Below are 18,384 nucleotides of genomic sequence, written 5' to 3'. Positions count from 1 at the left end.
ACCGACGAGTCGGACGCCGCGCTGCCCCGTACCGCGGGGGCCGTTGGTCCCGGGTCCGACAGGCCCTCGGCCCTGCGAGCCGCGCCCGCGCACCCGGCATGCTGGGAGTGCCCGGCGCGGGCGGCGACGACATGGAGGGCAATGTGGTGATCAACGGCGGGCAGGGCACGGTGACGCCCACCGAGATCTCTCCGGCCCCCGCGACCGGGCTCGGCTCGGCCGAGGCGGCCGCCCGGCTGCGCGCCGACGGGCCGAACACGGTGGCCGCGCCACGCAAGCGCGGGCTGACCGGCCGGATCTTCCGTCAGCTCACCGACCCGCTGGTGGCGCTGCTGCTGGCCGCCGCCGTGGTGACCACGCTGCTGCGCGACTACCCCGACACCGCGGTGATCGTGCTGGTCGTCCTGATCAACACGGCGATCGGCGTGGTGCAGGAGGTACGCGCCGACCGCGCGGTGGCGGCGCTGGACCGGCTCGCGGCGCCGACCGCGCGGGTGGTCCGCGACGGCCGTGACCTCGTGCTCCCCGCCGCCGACCTGGTCCGGGACGATCTGGTCCGGCTGGAGGCCGGCGACGTGGTGCCCGCCGACCTGGACCTCACCGACGCGGTACGGCTCAGCCTGGACGAGTCGGCGCTCACCGGTGAGTCGGTGGCGGTGACCCGGGTCGCGGGGGAGGAGGCGAGCGCCGGCACGGTGGTCACCACCGGCCGCGCCACCGGGACCGTGGTACGCACCGGCGCGGCGAGCGCGCTGGGCCGCATCAGCGCCCTGGTCGCGGCGACCCGCCCGGCGCCCACCCCGCTGCAACGCCGCCTGTCCTCGCTCGGCCGGGTGCTCGGGCTGACCGCCGTGGTGCTCTCCGGGCTGGTCTTCGCGCTCGGCGTGTTCGACGGACGCCCGGTCACGCAGATGGCGGTCACCGCGGTGAGCCTCGTGGTGGCGGCCGTACCGGAGTCGCTGCCCGCCGTCGTCACGCTCGCGCTCGCCCTGGGCGCACGCCGGATGGCCGGCAGCCGGGCCATTCCCCGGCGGCTGCACGCGGTGGAGACCCTCGGGTCGGTCACCGTGATCGCCTCCGACAAGACCGGCACGCTCACCGAGGGCCGGATGGCGGTGCAGCACGCGGTCGTGCCCGGCCGCGACCGCTACGCCGTGACCGGCACCGGCTACGCGCCCGACGGCGAGGTGCGCCACCGGGGCGAGCCGGTGAGCGCCCCGGACGAGCTGCGCGCCCTCGCCCGCGCCGGGCTGCTCTGCAACGACGCCACGCTGACCCCGCCGACCGGCGAACGGCCGGAGTGGACAGCGATCGGCGACCCGCTGGAGGCCGCGCTCGTCACGTTCGCGGCCCGCTGCGGTCTGGACCCGGAGACCACCCGCGAGGCCTGGCCCCGGGTCGCGGAGGCCCCGTTCGACCAGGACCTGCGCCGGATGACCACCGTGCACCGCCGCTGCGACGGGCGCTACCTCGTGGTCTGCAAGGGCGCGCCGGAGAACCTGCTGGCCCCGCCGCTGATGGACGCCGGCGCCGAGGAGCTGGCCGAGCTGACCGATGCCGCGCACCGGCTCGCCGCCGAAGGGCTGCGGGTGCTGGCGGTGGCCTCGGCCGTGGTCGACACGCTGCCGGACCCGGCCCGGCCGACCGGCCTGCGCCCGCTGGGCCTGGTCGCGGTCGGTGACCCGCTGCGCACGGCGGCACCCGGCATCGCGGCGGGCTTCGAGCAGGCCGGCATCCGGCTGGTCCTGATCACCGGCGACCACCCGGCGACGGCCGCCGCCATCGGCGGCCGGCTCGGGCTCTGGCGCGACGGCGACCCGCTCGCCAACGGCGACGACGGCGACCCGGGCGGCGCCCACCCCGACACCCGGGTGTACGCGCGGACCCAGCCGGAGCAGAAGCTCGACATCATCGCCGGCCTTCAGGACCGGGGACACGTCGTGGCGATGACCGGCGACGGCGTCAACGACGCCCCGGCGCTGCGCCGGGCGGACATCGGCGTGGCGATGGGCGGCGGCACCGAGGTAGCCCGGCAGGCCGCCGACCTGGTGCTCGTCGACGACGACCTGACCACCGTGGCGACCGCCATCGGCGAGGGCCGCCGGATCTACGACAACATCCGCCGGTTCCTGCGCTACGCGCTCGCCGGCGGGGTCGCCGAGATCGCGGTGATGCTGCTCGGACCGCTGGTCGGCCTGCCGGTGCCGCTGCTGCCGGCGCAGATCCTCTGGATCAACCTGCTCACCCACGGCGTACCCGGGGTGGCGCTGGGCGCGGAGCCGGCCGAGCCGGGCACGCTGCGCCGCCGTCCCCGCTCGCCGCAGGAGTCCGTGCTCGGCGGCGGCCTCGGCCGGGACGTGCTGGTCACCGGCGCGCTCATCGCCGCCGCGACGCTCGGCGCCGGCGTGTGGGCCGCCGCGGCGGACCGGCCGTGGCAGTCGGTGGTCTTCGTGGTGCTCGGCCTCGCCCAGCTCGGCGTGGCGCTGGCCGTCCGCGCGACCCGGGCGCCCGGCTCGCGGGAGCACAACCGCGCCCTGCCGGTGGCGGTCGCGATCTCCGCGGTCCTCCAGGTCGCCGGCGTGCTGCTGCCGCCGCTGCGCGAGCTGCTCGGCACGTCCCCGCTGAGCGCGCTCGACCTGCTCGCCTGCGCCGCGATCGGCGTCCTGCCCGGGCTGGTGCTGCGGCTGACCCGCCGCTCCGGCACGGCCGACGGGACCGACGGCCCTCGCGCCGGGACCCAGGACCCTGCCCGGCCGGCCGCCGGACGGGCAGGCTGAGGACAGTGAAGGAGGCGTCATGACAATCCACTCGCAGGCCCCCGTCGTGGTGGGCGTGGACGGATCGGCCACCGCCCTGGACGCGGTCCGGGTCGCCGCCCGCGAGGCCGCCGACCGGAACCGGCCGCTGCAGGTGGTGCACGCGTTCATCTGGCCGCTGACCCGCGCGCCGCTCACCCCGGCCCCGGGCGCGCCCGCCGGCGCCGGCCTGCGCAACCAGGCCGAACGGTGCGTCGCCGAGGCGGTCGCCGAGGCCGGCAAGGTCGCGCCGGACGTACCGGTCACCGGCGTGGTGGTCGACGGCGCGCCGGCCGCGGTGCTGGTCGCCGAGTCCCGCGACGCCGCGCTGATCGTGCTCGGACACCGCGGCCTGGGCGGCTTCGCCGGCCTGCTCATCGGCTCGGTCACGCTCCAGGTGTCCGCCCGCGCCCACTGCCCGGTGCTGGTGACGCGCGGCGAGGCACGCGCCGACGGCCCGGTCGTGGTCGGCGTGGACGGCTCCGAGCTGTCCACCGCGGCGGTCGGGTTCGCGTACGAGGAAGCCGCCCGCCGGGGCGCCTCGCTGATCGTGGTGCACGCCTGGCTGTACCCCACCCCGATGGGCCCCGGCGACATCCTGCCCCTGGTGTACGACCCGGAGGCGCTCGCCGAGGAGTCCCGGCGCGTCGTCGCCGAGTCTGTCGCCGGCTGGTCGCAGCGTTACCCCGACGTGCCGGTGCGGCAGCGGTCGATCCGCGGCGCCCCGGCCCGGGTGCTGGTCGAGGAGTCGAAGGACGCCCAGCTGGTGGTGGTCGGGGCGCACGGCCGTGGCGCGTTGGGCGGGCTGCTGCTCGGCTCGGTCAGCCACGCGGTGCTGCACCACGCCCACTCGCCGCTGGTGATCGTCCGCGACGCCGCCTGACTCCGCGGCAGCGCCTGTTTCCGCGACAGCGCCTGACGCCGCGACGGCGTCAGGCGCGGCGGACCGTGGTGAGGTCGGCCAGCCCGGAGATGGTCAGCAGCGGCTCCAGCAGCGGACCGGCGACCAGCGCGATCCGGTCGGCGTGCGGGAACAGCGCGGCCAGCCCGGCGCTGTCCAGGTACTCGACCTTCGTAAGGTCCACGACCAGGGGTTCGCCCTCGGGCCGTACCCCCTCGGCCAGCGCGTCGGCGAACGAGGACGCGTTGCTCATGTCGATCTCGCCGACGGCGGTCAGCACGCGGACGCCGTCGGGACGGTCGCTCGTGGTGAGAGTCAGGGACGCGCTCATGCGGTGATCCTCGCCTGCATGTCGACGGTGGTGCCGGTCGCTCCCGGGGTGACGCTGATGCTGTCCATCAGCGCGCGCATGAGCACGAGCCCCCGGCCGCGGTGCGGATCGGGGGGTTGCTCGCGCTCCCGCCAGTGACCGCTGTCGGTCACGCTCAGGCGCAGGTTGTTCGCGGTGGCGGCGGCGCGCAGCCGGATCCGCCCGCCGGGGTTGTCGCGGTGCCCGTGCTCGATCGCGTTGGCGCACGCCTCGCCGGCCGCGACCAGGATGTTGTAGGCGTGGGCCGGGGCCAGCCCGCAACGGTCCAGCCATCCTCGCAGCGCGGTACGCACCTCGGCCAGCCGCGTCGACTCGGCCGGGAACTCCAGCTCCAGCGGCCCGGGATGGCGGTAGAGCAGCAGCGCCACGTCGTCGTGGTAGCCGCCGTCGGGCGTGAGCCGATCCATGATCTCGGTGGCGAGCACCTCCACCGGCGCGTGGTGGCCCTGCTGGATGGCGTCGGTGGCGCGGGCGATGCCGACGGTGATCGGCTGGCGGCGGCGTTCCACCAGACCGTCGGTGTAGAGCATCAGGGTGGCGCGCGGCGGCACCGTGGCCTCCGCCTCCGGTCGTTCCTCACCCGCGCGGACGGCCAGCGGCCGGGACCGGCCGTGCTGCAGGAGCTGGGGAGTGCCGTCGGCGCCGACCACGATGGCCGGCGGGTGACCGGCGCTGGAGTAGCGCATCAGGCCGGTGACCGGGTCGAGGACGCCGCAGAAGACGGTGGCACAGGACGCGCCGGGAAGCAGCGCGGCGAACCGGTCCAGCGCCGCCAGCGTCCGGGCCGGGCTGGGGTCCTGCAACAGCAGGGCGCGGCACGCGCTGCGCAGCTGCCCCATCACGGTGGCGGCCCGCAGCCCGTGTCCCACGCAGTCGCCGACGACGATGCCGATGCGCCCGTCCGGCAGCTCCACCGTGTCGTACCAGTCGCCGCCGACCTTCAGCGGCACCGCGGCGGGGGCGTACCGCACGGCGAAGCCGGCGGGCAGTTGCGCCGGGCCGAGGATCGCGCGTTGCAGGGCCAGGGCGGTCTCCCGCTGCTGGTCGATCTGGTGCACCCGGTGCAGCCCCTGACCGATGTGGCCGGCCAGCAGCGCCAGCAGGGTCTGGTCCTGCTCGGTGAAGGGCCGCTTCTCGCCCAGGTCGATCCAGAGCGCCATGGTGCCGTGCGGGTGCTCGACTGCGATCCCGGCGCCGTGCCGGCGTGTCGCCACCGGCGTCAGCAGCGGGGTGTCGCGCAGCGCGAGCAACGCCTGCCGGCGTTTGGCGGGCAGCGTCGCCCACCGGGCCGCCGGGTCGGTGCCGGTCACGTCGGGGGTGGGCAGGTCACCGAAGACGGCGGTGAGCACGCCCGCGGCCCGCCACAGCTTGCGCAGCTCGTCCAGCACGCCGTGCAGCGCGTCGGCGAGGTCGTCGGCCCGGGACAGGCGCATGCCGAGCCCGGCCAGGGCGGTCTCCCGCTGGACCGCGTAGTGCTCGGCGGTGACGTCACGGAACGTGCCCACGATCATCCGCCGGCCGCTGTCCGGGTCGTCCACCTGGTTGAACGCGGCAGAGATCCAGATCCGGTGCCCGTCGCGATGGGTCACCGGCACGGTGTAGGTGCCGCGGGACTGGCCGACCAGCCTCGAGAACGCGGCGGCCACCTGACGGTGCGCGTCCGGTTCGGCCTCCTGGTCCGGCCACCACGGCTGTACCGGCGGATAGGGCAGGCCCTCGGTCCCGTAGCCGAGGACGTCGGTGAACGCCGCGTTGATCTCGACCACGGCGCCGTCCTCGTCGCAGACGAAGAACGCCTCCTGCAGCGAGTCGACGAGCGCGGTGCGCCAGCGCGCGTGGTGGTTGCGCAGCCGCGCCAGCTCCACGTTGGCGCGTACGCGGGCCAGCAGCTCGGCGGCCGGGAACGGCTTGACCAGGTAGTCGTCGGCGCCTGCTTCCAGCCCTTCGATCGAGGCCTCCTGGCCGGCGCGGGCGGACAGCAGCAGCACCGGGGTGCCGGCCGTACGGGGATCGGCGCGCAACGCGGCCACCAGTTGCAGGCCGTCGAGCCGGGGCATCATCACGTCGCTGACCACCAGGTCGGGCGTCTGCGCGCGGGCGGCGTCCAGCGCGGCACGCCCGTCGGCGACCGTGTGCACCTCGTGTCCGGCCGAGCGCAGCAGCCGGGTGAGGTACTCCCGCATGTCGGCGTTGTCGTCGGCCACCAGGACGCGGGCCGGCGCGCCGCCGGGCAGCGGATGCACCGGGCCCTCCGTGGCGGCGGGCCCGTCCTCGCCGACGACGGCGCCCGGGTCGGCGGGCAGCCAGCGCAGCGCCTCCTGCACGAACGGCTCGGCCGACCCGGGCGCCCGGCCGGCGCCGGCCGGGGTGAGCGCGTCGGCGGGCAGGTGAGCGGCGCCGAACGGCAACCGGACGGTGAAGGTGGTGCCGCGGCCCACGGCGCTGTCCGCGTCGATGTCGCCGCCGTGCAGCGAGACCAGTTCCTTGACCAGGGCGAGGCCGATGCCGCTGCCCTCGCCGGAGCGGGACCGGGCGTTCTCGATGCGGTGGAACCGCTCGAACAGGCGCGGCATCTCCTCGGCCGGGACGCCGATGCCGGTGTCGGAGATCCGCAGCACGGCCATCCCGTGCTCGGCGTCCATCCGCACCCGCACCGTCCCGTCGAAGGTGAACTTCAGCGCGTTGCTGAGCAGGTTGAGCACCACCTTCTCCCACATGCCCCGATCCACGTGCACCGGCTCGGGCAGGGGCGCGCAGTCGACCTCGAAGGAGAGGCCGGCGCGCTCGATCGCCGACCGGAAGACGCTGGCCAGGTCGGCGGTCACCGCGGCCAGATCCACCGGCTCGTAGCGGGCCTGCATCCGGCCCGCCTCGATGCGGGAGAAGTCGAGCAGGCTGTTGACCAGCTTGCCCAGGCGCAGCCCGTTGCGGCGGATGACGTCCAGCTCCGTGCGGACCCGCTCGTCGGCGTCGTGCAGCCGGCCGCGCAGCTCGTCCACCGGCCCCATGATCAACGTGAGCGGGGTGCGGAACTCGTGACTGATGTTGGAGAAGAAGGCGGTCTTGGCGCGGTCCAGCTCGGCGAGCTCCTCGGCCCGCCGCTGCTGCGCCTGGTAGCTGCGGGCGCTCGCGATTCCGGTCGCCAGGTGCCCGGCGGTCAGCTCCACGAAGCCGCGGTAGCCGTCGTCCAGCGCCCGGTAGCGGTTGAGTCCCGCCACCAGGAACCCGTACGGCGCGCCGCCCTGCTGCCGTAGCGGCACCAGCAGGGCCTCGGCCGGCGGGGCGGGCCAGGCGCCCGCGGGCAGGTCCGCGAAGGCCGGGCCGTCGAGCGTCACCCGTACCGGGTCGCCCTCGGTGAGGGCGCCGGCCGGCCACGGGGAGGCGGGGTCGGTGAGGGACAGCGTGGCCGGGGCCGCCGGGTGTCCGGCCGGCAGCCCGGTCGCCTCCGCCAGCCGGGCGTCGCCGTCGCGGTCGTACAGGTAGGTGAGCGTGAACGGCAGGTCCTGCGGGTTGCGGGCCAGCTGGCGGCTGACGAACGTGAGCGTCTCCTGCTCGGTGCGGATGACGCTCGGGTCCGAGCCGAGATCGCGCAGCGTGGCCATCCGCCGCTCGCCGATGACCCGCTCGGTGTCCTCGCTGACCACGCAGAGCATCCCGACGAGGCTGCCGTCGTCGTCGCGCAGCGGGCTGTAGGAGAACGTGTGGTAGGTCTCCTCCCGGTAGCCGGCCCGCTCCAGGAACAGCAGCAGTCCCTCGTCCCAGGTCGCCTCGCCGGTGCGCAGCACGGTGTCGACGCGGGGACCGATGTCGTCCCAGATCTCGGTCCACACCTCGTTCGCCGGGCGGCCCAGCGCCCACGGGTACTTGCGGCCGAGCGTGTCCCGCCGGTAGGCGGCGTTGCAGAAGAACGTCAGCTGCGGTCCCCAGGCCATCCACATCGGGAACCGGGAGGACAGCAGGATCCGCACCGAGGTCCGCAGGCTCTGCGGCCAGGTGTCCGGCGGCCCGAGCGGGTGCGCGGACCAGTCGACGCGCGCCAGGTCCGGCCCGATCTCGCCGTCGACGGCGAAGACGTCGGCGCGCGTACGCGGGTCGGTGTCAGCGCCGCTCATCGCCCGAGTCTCCCCCACCCCGTCCGATCCCGCTCGTCCGGGCCGCGTCGCGGCCTCGTGGTCGCTTCTTGCCCCGTCGCGCCCCCGGCACTCCACCCGGGGCGGGGAGATCTGACTCACGTGACGGCAGCGGGTCAGGGCAGGGGTTCGTGGTGCGGCAAAACGAAAGGCTGCGGCATAACGAAAGGCAAGGAGACAGATCTCCTTGCCACTATCAATGTATATCGCACCCCCGGTCTTGCCGCAAGGCCCCGGTGATGCCGCAGAATCATCGGCCGATGCGGGTTGAGCTGCGAAAACGGGGGCACGGCATGACCGGACGGTACGTGTGGCAACTGCACGAGGTGGACGAGGCGCGGATCGCCGCGGTCGGCGGCAAGGGCGCGCACCTGGGGGCGCTGACGCGGATCGACGGGGTGCGCGTACCCAGGGGTTTCTGCGTGACGACGGACGCCTTCCGGCTGGTGGCGCGGACGCCGGCGCTGGCCGGCCCGCTGGACCGGCTGGCCCGCGCGGACGCGGACGACCCGGCGGCGCTGCGCACGGCCGCCGCCGAGGTCCGTCGCGCCGTCGAGCGGACCGCCCTGCCCGGCGACGTCGCGGCGGCGGTCACCGCCGCGCTGGCCGCGCTCGGGGCGGACGCCGCGTACGCGGTGCGCTCCAGCGCGACCGCGGAGGACCTGCCGGACGCCTCGTTCGCCGGCCAGCAGGACACCTACCTCAACGTGGTCGGCACGGCCGAGGTGCTGCGGCACGTCAGCCGCTGCTGGGCCTCGCTGTTCACCGACCGGGCGGTGACCTACCGGCGGCGCCACGGCATCGACGACCGCGCCGTGGACATGGCGGTGGTGGTGCAGCGGATGGTCTTCCCGGACGCCGCCGGGGTTCTGTTCACCGCCGACCCGGTCACCGGCGACCGGCGGGTGGTCTCGGTGGAGGCGGGCTTCGGGCTGGGCGAGGCCCTGGTCTCCGGCCTGGTGAACCCGGACGTGTTCACGGTGCGCGACGGCGCTGTCGTCGGCCGGCGGATCGGCGCGAAGTCACGGGCCGTGCACGCGGCGCCCGGCGGCGGCACCCGGCAGGCGCCCGTCGACCCGGCGCGGCAGGCCCAGCCGGCGCTGACCGACGCGCAGGCGGTACGGCTCGCCGCGCTGGGCCGGCGGATCGAGGCGTACTTCGGCTGCCCGCAGGACGTCGAGTGGGCGGTGACCGGGGACGACGTCCACATCCTGCAGAGCCGGCCGATCACCACGCTGTTCCCGGTGCCGGCTGCCGCCGCCGACGGGACGTTCCACGTCTACCTGTCGGTCGGCCACCAGCAGATGATGACCGACGCGATGAAGCCGCTGGGTCTGTCGATGTGGCGGCTGACCGCCATGGCGCCGATGCACGAGGCGGGCGGCCGGCTGTTCGTCGACGCCACACCGCACCTGGCCACCCCGGCGGGCCGTACCGCGTTCCTGGGCATGATCGGCCGGGCCGACCCGCTCACCCGGGACGCGCTGGAGACGGTCCTCGCCCGCGACGTCGTACCGGCCGCGCCGGACCCGGCCGGCCCGCCCGCGGGTGGGCCGCCACCGCCGATCGACACCGATCCGGCGATCGTCACCGGCCTCGTCGCGCGCAGCCGGGAGTCCCTCGCCGCCCTGCGCCGCGACATCGAGGGCCGCAGCGGACCGGAGCTGTTCGACTTCCTGATCGAGGCGTTCGCCGAGCACAAGCGGGTGCTCACCGATCCGGTGAGCGCCCAGGTGATCATGGCCGGGATGCAGGCCGCCTGGTGGCTCAACGACAAGCTGGGGGAGTGGCTCGGCGAACGCGACGCCGCCGACACGCTCACGCTGTCCGCGCCCGGCAACGTCACCGCCGAGATGGGGCTGGCGCTGCTCGACGTGGCCGACGTGATCCGGCCGTACCCCGAGGTGGTGGCGTTCCTGCGGGACGCCGGCGACGGGTTCCTGGACGAGCTGCCGAAGCTGCCCGGCGGCGTCGAGGCGCGCGCGGCCGTCGATGGCTACCTGGACCGGTACGGCATGCGCTGCGTCGGCGAGATCGACATCACCCGGCCACGGTGGAGCGAGCGCCCGGCCACGCTCGTGCCGCTGATCCTGGACAACGCCCACACCTTCACCCCGGGCGCGGCCGCCCGCCGCTTCGCCCAGGGCCGGGAGCGGGCCGAGGCGAAGGCCCGGGAGGTGCTGGACCGCCTGCGCGCGCTGCCCGACGGTGAGCGCAAGGCCGCCGAGACGCAACGCATGATCGACCGGGTACGCACGTTCGCCGGCTACCGCGAGTACCCGAAGTACGACATCGTGAGCCGCTACGCCGTCTACAAGCAGGCGCTCATGGCCGAGGCGGACCGGCTGGCGCGCGCCGGTGTGCTCGCCGGTCCGGAGGACGTCTTCTTCCTCACCTTCGACGAGTTCCGCGAGGTCGCGGCCACCGGGCGGGCCGACGCCGGGCTGATCCGGCGGCGCCGCGGGGAGTTCCGGGCGCACCAGGCGCTCACCCCGCCCCGGGTGCTCACCTCCGACGGGGAGGCGCTCAACGGCTCGTACCGGCGCGACGACGTGCCGCCGGGCGCCCTGGCCGGGCTGGCGGTCTCGGCCGGCGTGGTCGAGGGGCGGGCGCGGGTCGTGACGGACCTGACCCGGGCCGACGTGGAGCCGGGCGACATCCTCGTCACCGCGTACACCGACCCGAGCTGGACGCCGCTGTTCGTCGCAGTCGCGGGACTGGTGACGGAGATCGGCGGCCTGATGACCCACGGCGCGGTGATCGCCCGCGAGTACGGCCTGCCCGCGGTGGTGGCGGTGCCGGACGCGACCCGGCTGATCCCCGACGGCGGGCGGATCCGCGTGCACGGCACCGACGGGTACGTCGAGCTGCTGTCCTGACCGGCGCGGCATGCTCGATGATGGAGGTCCGGCGAGCGGGGAGGCGCGATGCGGATCGGGGAGCTGTCGGCGCGTACCGGGGTCAGCGCCCGGTCCATCCGGTACTACGAGCAGCAGGGCCTGCTCGCCGCCCTGCGCACACCGAGCGGCCAGCGGGTCTTCGCCGAGTCGGCGGTGGACCGGGTCCGGCTCATCCAGCGGCTGTTCGACGCCGGGCTGAGCAGTCGCCGGATGGCCGAGCTGCTGCCCTGCGTGACCGACCCGGAGATCCGCACCTCGTGGCTGACCGACCGGCTGCGCGAGGAGCGGGCCCGGATGACCGCCGAGATGGCACGGCTCGCGCACGCCGTCGCGGTGCTCGACGACGTGGTGGCCGACATGACAGTGACCGAGGACACCCGGGATCCGGCCGCCTGAGCGCTTGCAGTTGACACCGGTGTCAACTCCTAGCGTCGGGTCATGAACGCGACACTGGACACCGCATCGCCGGTGACGCCGCTGCTGGAGCCGGTCACCGTCGCCGGCCTGTCGTTGCCGTCCCGCTTCGTGATGGCGCCGATGACCCGCAACCGCGCGCCGGGCGGCGTGCCGACGCCGGAGATGGCCGAGTACTACCGGCGCCGCGCCGCGGCGGGTGTCGGCCTGATCGTCACCGAGGGCGTGCTGGTGGACCATCCCAGCGCCGGCCACGAGGACACCGTGCCACGGATGACTTCCGGCGCGGCCGAGGCCGGCTGGCGCGGCGTGGTCGAGGCGGTGCACGCCGCCGGCGGCCGGATCGCCGCGCAGCTGTGGCACCTGGGCAGCCTGCGCGAGCCGGTGGACGGCGCTCCGGCGTGGACCCCCTCGGGGGTACGCGAGCCGGGCCGCCCCGCGCCGCACGCGATGACCGCCGCCGACGCGGACGTCCTGCTGGCGGCGTACGCGGACGCGGCAGGGGTGGCGGTCCGGGCCGGGTTCGACGCGGTCGAGATCCACGCCGCGCACGGTTACCTGCTGGACGAGTTCCTGTGGCCGTACACGAACCGCCGGACCGACGCGTTCGGTGGCTCCCCGGCGCGGCGGGCGGCGTTCCCGGCGGCCGTGGTCCGCGCGGTGCGCGAGCAGGTCCCGGCACACCGGCCGGTGATCGTGCGGTTCTCCCAGTTCAAGGAGCGCGCGTTCGACGCGCGGATCGCCGAGACCCCGGCCGAGCTGGCGCGGATCCTCGGCGCGTTCGCCGAGGCCGGCGCGGACGTGCTGCACGCCTCGCAGCGTCGCTTCTGGGAGCCGGCGTTCCCCGGCTCGCCGCTGAACCTGGCCGGCTGGGCGAAGCGTCTCACCGGTCTGCCGTCGATCACTGTCGGCTCGGTCGGGCTGCGCCGGGACTTCCTGCGCGCGGGCGGCCCGGAGTCGGTGGCGGGCCTGGCCGCGCGGCTGGCGGACGGGGAGTTCGACCTGGTCGCGCTGGGCCGCGCGCTGCTCGGCAACCCGGCCTGGGTGACGCACGCCGCGGCCGGCCGGCTGGACGAGATCGTCGACTACCGCAAGGCGCACGAGGACGTCTATCCGTAGGCGCCAGGGGTTGACGCCGGGGGATGTTATCGCTCACAGTCGATGGCAGGGCATGAGCGCCGCAAGGCTCACCGGGCGAGCCGCGCTGGTCGTACCCCGACACCGTCACCGGACGCGGAGTCGGGGGAGTCGCACCACCACCATCGCGTAACCCCCGGAAGAGGAATCCGCATGAGACGAAAGAGAGCCTTGCTGACCACCGGCATCCTGGCCGGCGCGCTCGCCGCCGGCATGGCGGTGGCCCTGGCGCCGGCCGCGAGCGCCGGCACCACGCTGCGCGCGGCGGCGGCCGAGAAGGGCCGTTACTTCGGCGCCGCGGTCGCCACCAACAAGCTGTCCGACAACACGTACGCCACGGTGCTGAACCGCGAGTTCAACTCCGTGGTGGCCGAGAACGAGATGAAGTGGGACGCCACCGAGCCGCAGCAGGGGCGGTTCAACTACAGCGGTGGCGACCGGCTGGTCAGTCACGCCCGCGCGAACGGGATGTCGGTGCGCGGGCACGCGCTGCTCTGGCACCAGCAGCAGCCGTCGTGGGCGCAGGGTCTGTCCGGCAGCGCGCTGCGCAACGCCGCGATCAATCACGTCACCCAGGTCGCCACCCACTTCCGGGGGCAGATCTACGCCTGGGACGTGGTGAACGAGGCGTTCGCCGACGGCGGCAGCGGCGGGCGCCGTGACTCGAACCTGCAGCGCACCGGCAACGACTGGATCGAGGCCGCGTTCCGGGCCGCCCGCGCCGCCGACCCGGGCGCGAAGCTCTGCTACAACGACTACAACACCGACGGCATCAACGCGAAGTCGACCGGCATCTACAACATGGTGCGCGACTTCAAGTCGCGTGGCGTGCCGATCGACTGCGTCGGCTTCCAGTCGCACCTGGGCACCACGATCCCCGGTGACTACCAGGCCAATCTTCAGCGCTTCGCGGACCTGGGCGTGGAGGTCCAGATCACCGAGCTGGACGTGATGACCGGCGGCAACCAGGCGAACATCTACGCCGCCGTCACCCGGGCCTGCCTGGCGGTGTCGCGCTGCGCCGGCATCACGGTGTGGGGCGTGCGGGACTGCGACTCGTGGCGCGGCTCGGACAACGCGCTGCTGTTCGACTGTTCAGGCAACAAGAAGGCGGCGTACAACGCGGTGCTCGACGCGCTGAACTCCGGCACCAACAACCCGCCGCCGACCACCACCCCGCCGCCGAACAACCCGACCACCCCGCCGCCCAACAATCCGACCACGCCACCGCCGGGTCAGGGCGGGTGTACGGCCTCGGTGACGCTGAACTCCTGGACCGGTGGCTTCGTCGCCAACGTGAAGGTGACAGCGGGCTTGTCGGGCACCCGGGGATGGACCGTCACCATGACGCTGCCGGGCGGCGCGAGCGTCACAAACACCTGGAGCGCCACCGCGAGCGGTAACAGCGGCACGGTGCGGTTCACGAACGTCGACTACAACGGCCAGCTCGGCGCCGGCCAGAGCGCCGAGTTCGGCTTCCAGGGCAACGGAAGCGGATCGGGCATGACGCCCACCTGCTCCGCCTCCTGAGCGCAGGCGTCGCGGGGGCGGTACGACGTGCCGCCCCCGCGACGTCCGGTCGCGTCCTACCTGGAGCGCCGTCTCTGTTACAAGAAAGAGACATGCACATTTCGCGCGATTGGTTGACGGGGCAACTTGTGAGCGTTAACACTCGCCGTGACGGTTACCTGTGTCACAGGGGCCCACGGAGGGGAGAGGACGCTCGTGCGCAGACGAATCCTGGCCGCAGTCAGCGGCGCCGCGCTCGCGATCAGCCTGGCCGCGTGCAGCGGCGAGGGCGCCGGAGGCGGCTCGGACACCAGCTCCGCCAAGCCCGGCGACCTGACGATCGGCGTCTCGATGCCGACCCAGACCTCGGAACGGTGGATCGCCGACGGCAACTCGGTGAAGGAGAAGTTGCAGGCCAAGGGCTACAAGGTCGACCTGCAGTACGCCGGGGACGACATCCCCACCCAGTCGCAGCAGATCGACCAGATGATCACTCAGGGCGCGGACGTGCTGGTCATCGCCCCGATCGACGGCACCGCGCTCAGCGGCCAGCTCCAGGCCGCCGCGGCCGCGAAGATCCCGGTCATCTCCTACGACCGGCTCATCCGTAACAGCCCCAACGTCAGCTTCTACGTCAGCTTCGACAACTACAAGGTGGGCGTGGCGCAGGCCAACGCGCTCCTGGTCGGCCTCGGCCTGCTGAACAAGGACGGGTCCAAGGGCGCCGCGACCGGCCCGTTCAACGTGGAGCTGTTCGCCGGCTCGCTCGACGACAACAACGCCGGCTTCTTCTTCAACGGCGCGATGGACACGCTCAAGCCGTACTTCGACGCCGGGACGCTGAAGGTCAAGTCGGGGCAGACCAAGATCGAGCAGGCCGCCATCCTGCGCTGGCAGCAGGAGACCGCGCAGAAGCGGATGGAGGACCTGCTCACTTCCAGCTACAACGACGGCAGCAAGGTCGACGGCGTGCTGTCGCCGTTCGACGGCCTCTCCCGGGGCATCATCACCGCCCTGCAGAACGCCGGTTACCGCGGCGGCGCCAAGAAGATGCCGGTGGTGACCGGGCAGGACGCCGAGGTCGCGTCCGTCAAGCTCATCAACGACGGCGTGCAGAGCTCCACCGTGTTCAAGGACACCCGCCTGCTGGCCGAGCAGGCGGTGATCGCCGCCGAGGCGTTCCTGCGCAAGGAGGAGCCGAAGGCCAACGAGACCAAGGCGTACAACAACGGCGTCAAGGTCGTGCCGGCGTTCCTGCTGCCGGTCCAGACGGTCTACAAGGAGGACATCAAGTCCGTCCTGATCGACTCCGGTTACCTGACCGAGCAGGAGGTCGCCGCCGGCCGAGCCGGCTGATCCGGCCGGCGGGCCCGGTGGCGCGGTACGCCACCGGGCCCGCCCCGCTCCGGACACCACGACCACGAGCAGGACGGATACCCATGAGCGACCACATCCTCGAGATGCGTGGCATCACGAAGACCTTCCCCGGGGTCACCGCGCTGCAGGACGTCTCGCTCGCCGTACGGCGCGGCGAGATCCACGCGATCTGCGGCGAGAACGGCGCCGGCAAGTCCACCCTGATGAAGGTGCTGTCCGGGGTCTACCCGGCGGGCAGCTACGACGGCCAGATCGTCTTGGACGGCGAGCCGGTCGGCTTCCGGGGCATCCAGGACAGCGAAGCGCGCGGCATCGTCATCATCCACCAGGAACTCGCGTTGGTGCCGTACCTGTCGATCGCCGAGAACATCTTCCTCGGTAACGAGCGCCGGGGCCGCGGCGGGCTCATCGACTGGCACCGCACCAACGCCGAGGCCGCGGCGCTGCTGCGGTCGGTCGGGCTGCACGAGAACCCGGTCACCCCGGTCATCCAGCTGGGCGTCGGCAAGCAGCAGCTGGTGGAGATCGCCAAGGCGCTGTCCAAGAAGGTGCGGCTGCTGATCCTCGACGAGCCCACAGCGGCGCTCAACGACGTCGACTCGGCGCACCTGCTCGACCTGATGCGCAGCCTCCGCGACCAGGGCATCACCTGCATCATGATCTCGCACAAGCTGGGTGAGATCACGGCGATCGCCGACTCGACCACCGTCATCCGCGACGGCCGTACCGTCGAGACGCTCGACATGGCCGACGGCGGCGCGACCCAGGACCGGATCATCCGCGGCATGGTCGGGCGCGACCTGGCCACCTTCTACCCGACCCGCGACGTCACCCCCGGCGAGGAGGTGCTGCGGATCGAGGACTGGACGGTGCGGCACCCGACACAGGACCGCCTGGTGGTCGACCGGGCCTCGCTGCACGTGCGCGCCGGTGAGGTCGTCGGCATCGCCGGCCTGATGGGCGCCGGGCGCACCGAGCTGGCCATGAGCGTGTTCGGCCGCGCCTACGGCCGCGACATCAGCGGCCGCCTGTACGTCAAGGGCCGCGAGGTGCGGGCGCGCACGGTGGCCGAGGCGATCGCCAACGGCATCGCGTACGCCACCGAGGACCGCAAGCACTACGGCCTCAACCTCATCGACGACGTCCGGGGCAACATCTCGGCCGCCGCGCTCGACAAGCTCGCCCGCAACGGCTGGATCGACGGCAACCGGGAGATCCAGGTCGCCGAGCGGGGACGGCGCGACATGAACATCAAGGCCCCGACCGTGATGTCGGTGGTGGGCAAGCTCTCCGGCGGCAACCAGCAGAAGGTCGTGCTGGCGAAGTGGCTGTTCACCGACCCGGACGTGCTGATCCTCGACGAGCCGACCCGGGGCATCGACGTCGGCGCGAAGTTCGAGATCTACACGATCGTCAACCGGCTGGTGGCCGAGGGCAAGGCGGTGGTCCTCATCTCCTCCGAACTGCCCGAGCTGCTCGGCATGTGCGACCGCGTCTACACCCTCGCGGCCGGCCGGATCACCGGGGAGATGCCGGTGCGCGAGGCCACCCAGGAGAACCTGATGGAACTCATGACCAAGGACAGGGATCTCGTCCGATGACCAGCACGAAGCCCACCCCCCAGAAGGTCGCCGCGCCCGACACCGGCGCGGCCGCCAGCCTGCACACCGGCACCAGCGATCCGCGCACGCTGATCCTCGGCAACCTGCGGCAGAGCGGCATCTACATCGCCCTGGTGGTGATCGTCGCGCTGTTCGCGGTGCTCACCGACGGTGTCTCGCTCAGCCCCGGCAACCTGACCAACATCGTGCTCCAGTACTCCTACATCCTGGTGCTCGCGATCGGCATGGTCATCGTGATCATCGGCGGCCACATCGACCTGTCCGTGGGATCGGTGGTGGCGCTCACCGGAGCGGTCTCCGCGGTGCTCGTCATCCGGGAGGGCATGCCCTGGTGGGCCGGCGTGCTGGCCGCGCTCGCGGTGGGCGTCGCGGTCGGCGCGTGGCACGGGCTCTGGGTCGCGTACGCCGGGATCCCGGCCTTCATCGTCACCCTGGCCGGCATGCTCCTGTTCCGCGGCCTCACGCTGCGGGTGCTGGACAACATCTCGCTGTCGCCGTTCCCCGAGGAGTACCAGCGGGTCGCCGCCGGCTTCCTCAACGGACTGCTGGGCGGCGAGGGCTACGACGCCTTCACGCTGTTCATCGGCGCGTTCGCCGTCGTCGGGTACGCGGTGGCCGTGTTCCGGACCCGCGTCGCCCGGGTACGCCACGAGCAGCCGGTGGAGTCGTTCCCGCTGTTCGTCCTGCGGATCGTGGTGGTCGGCGCCGTGGTCATGTGGTTCGCCTGGCAGCTCGCCAACGCCCGCGGCCTGCCGATCGTGCTCATCGTGCTGGCCGTGCTGGTGCTGATCTACGGCCTGCTCACCCGCCGTACCGTGTTCGGCCGGCAGGTGTACGCGATCGGCGGCAACCTGCCCGCGGCGATGCTGTCCGGCGTCCGGGTGAAGCGGGTCAACTTCTGGATCTTCGTCAACATGGGCTTCCTGTCCGCCGTGGCGGGCGTGATCTACTCGTCCCGGTCCAACGGCGCCCAGCCGGCCGCCGGCAACATGTTCGAGCTGGACGCGATCGCGGCCGCCTTCATCGGCGGCGCGGCGGTCACCGGCGGGGTCGGCACGGTGGTCGGCGCCATGGTGGGTGGCCTGATCATGGCGGTGATGAGCAACGGGATGCAGCTCATGGGCGTCGACCAGTCCGTCCAGTCGGTGGTGAAGGGTCTCGTCCTGCTCGTGGCGGTGGCGTTCGACATCTGGAACAAGCGCCGGGCGGCCGGCGCCCGGTGACGGCCG

The 18,384-nt window shown here is 73.4% G+C and carries 11 protein-coding genes; 9 read left to right on the top strand and 2 right to left on the bottom strand.

Annotated elements, in window-relative coordinates; translation table 11 throughout:
* The first annotated feature begins 98 nt into the window (after positions 1-98).
* Positions 99-2,777: a cation-transporting P-type ATPase gene (locus J3R08_RS19175; protein ID WP_209962328.1), complete on the top strand. Its 2,679-nt coding sequence runs from the start codon at positions 99-101 to the stop codon at positions 2,775-2,777.
* 19 nt (positions 2,778-2,796) lie between these two features.
* A complete protein-coding gene (locus tag J3R08_RS19170; protein WP_064445613.1) occupies positions 2,797-3,678 on the top strand; it encodes a universal stress protein in 882 nt (293 codons plus the stop codon).
* A gap of 49 nt (positions 3,679-3,727) precedes the next feature.
* On the opposite strand, the gene J3R08_RS19165 is transcribed toward J3R08_RS19170, so the two are convergent.
* Positions 3,728-4,027: an STAS domain-containing protein gene (locus tag J3R08_RS19165; RefSeq protein WP_043323291.1), complete on the bottom strand. Its 300-nt coding sequence runs from the start codon at positions 4,025-4,027 to the stop codon at positions 3,728-3,730.
* Entirely contained in the window at positions 4,024-8,178 is a 4,155-nt protein-coding gene (locus tag J3R08_RS19160) for a SpoIIE family protein phosphatase (protein ID WP_209962326.1), read from the bottom strand. The genes J3R08_RS19165 and J3R08_RS19160 overlap by 4 nt, the downstream gene beginning before the upstream one ends.
* Positions 8,179-8,489: 311 nt before the next feature.
* Here J3R08_RS19160 and rph point away from each other — a divergent pair, with 311 nt between their 5' ends.
* The 7 genes from rph (at position 8,490) to mmsB (ending at position 18,378) form a co-directional block, all read left to right on the top strand.
* Complete coding sequence (gene rph, locus J3R08_RS19155) at positions 8,490-11,075, top strand: rifamycin-inactivating phosphotransferase (RefSeq protein ID WP_209962324.1); 2,586 nt, start codon at positions 8,490-8,492, stop codon at positions 11,073-11,075.
* 48 nt (positions 11,076-11,123) lie between these two features.
* On the top strand, positions 11,124-11,492 hold the full coding sequence (locus J3R08_RS19150) for a MerR family transcriptional regulator (protein WP_069088436.1): 369 nt from the start codon (positions 11,124-11,126) through the stop codon (positions 11,490-11,492).
* A gap of 42 nt (positions 11,493-11,534) precedes the next feature.
* Positions 11,535-12,629: a 12-oxophytodienoate reductase gene (locus J3R08_RS19145; protein WP_113972958.1), complete on the top strand. Its 1,095-nt coding sequence runs from the start codon at positions 11,535-11,537 to the stop codon at positions 12,627-12,629.
* 171 nt (positions 12,630-12,800) lie between these two features.
* A complete protein-coding gene (locus J3R08_RS19140) occupies positions 12,801-14,177 on the top strand; it encodes an endo-1,4-beta-xylanase (RefSeq protein ID WP_209962323.1) in 1,377 nt (458 codons plus the stop codon).
* A 195-nt stretch (positions 14,178-14,372) separates the two neighbouring features.
* On the top strand, positions 14,373-15,512 hold the full coding sequence (gene chvE, locus J3R08_RS19135; RefSeq protein WP_043323299.1) for a multiple monosaccharide ABC transporter substrate-binding protein: 1,140 nt from the start codon (positions 14,373-14,375) through the stop codon (positions 15,510-15,512).
* A gap of 83 nt (positions 15,513-15,595) precedes the next feature.
* Complete coding sequence (gene mmsA, locus J3R08_RS19130; RefSeq protein WP_064445617.1) at positions 15,596-17,134, top strand: multiple monosaccharide ABC transporter ATP-binding protein; 1,539 nt, start codon at positions 15,596-15,598, stop codon at positions 17,132-17,134.
* Positions 17,131-18,378 carry a multiple monosaccharide ABC transporter permease gene (gene mmsB, locus J3R08_RS19125; RefSeq protein ID WP_043323303.1) on the top strand — a complete coding sequence of 416 codons (1,248 nt, stop codon included), beginning with the start codon at positions 17,131-17,133 and terminating at the stop codon, positions 18,376-18,378. The genes mmsA and mmsB overlap by 4 nt, the downstream gene beginning before the upstream one ends.
* Positions 18,379-18,384: the final 6 nt, after the last annotated feature.

The organism is Micromonospora sp. HB375 (assembly GCF_017872985.1).
GTDB lineage: Bacteria > Actinomycetota > Actinomycetes > Mycobacteriales > Micromonosporaceae > Micromonospora > Micromonospora chalcea.
The sequence above is the reverse complement of the archived record's forward strand: the minus strand, read 5'-3'. Positions and strand labels throughout refer to the sequence as shown.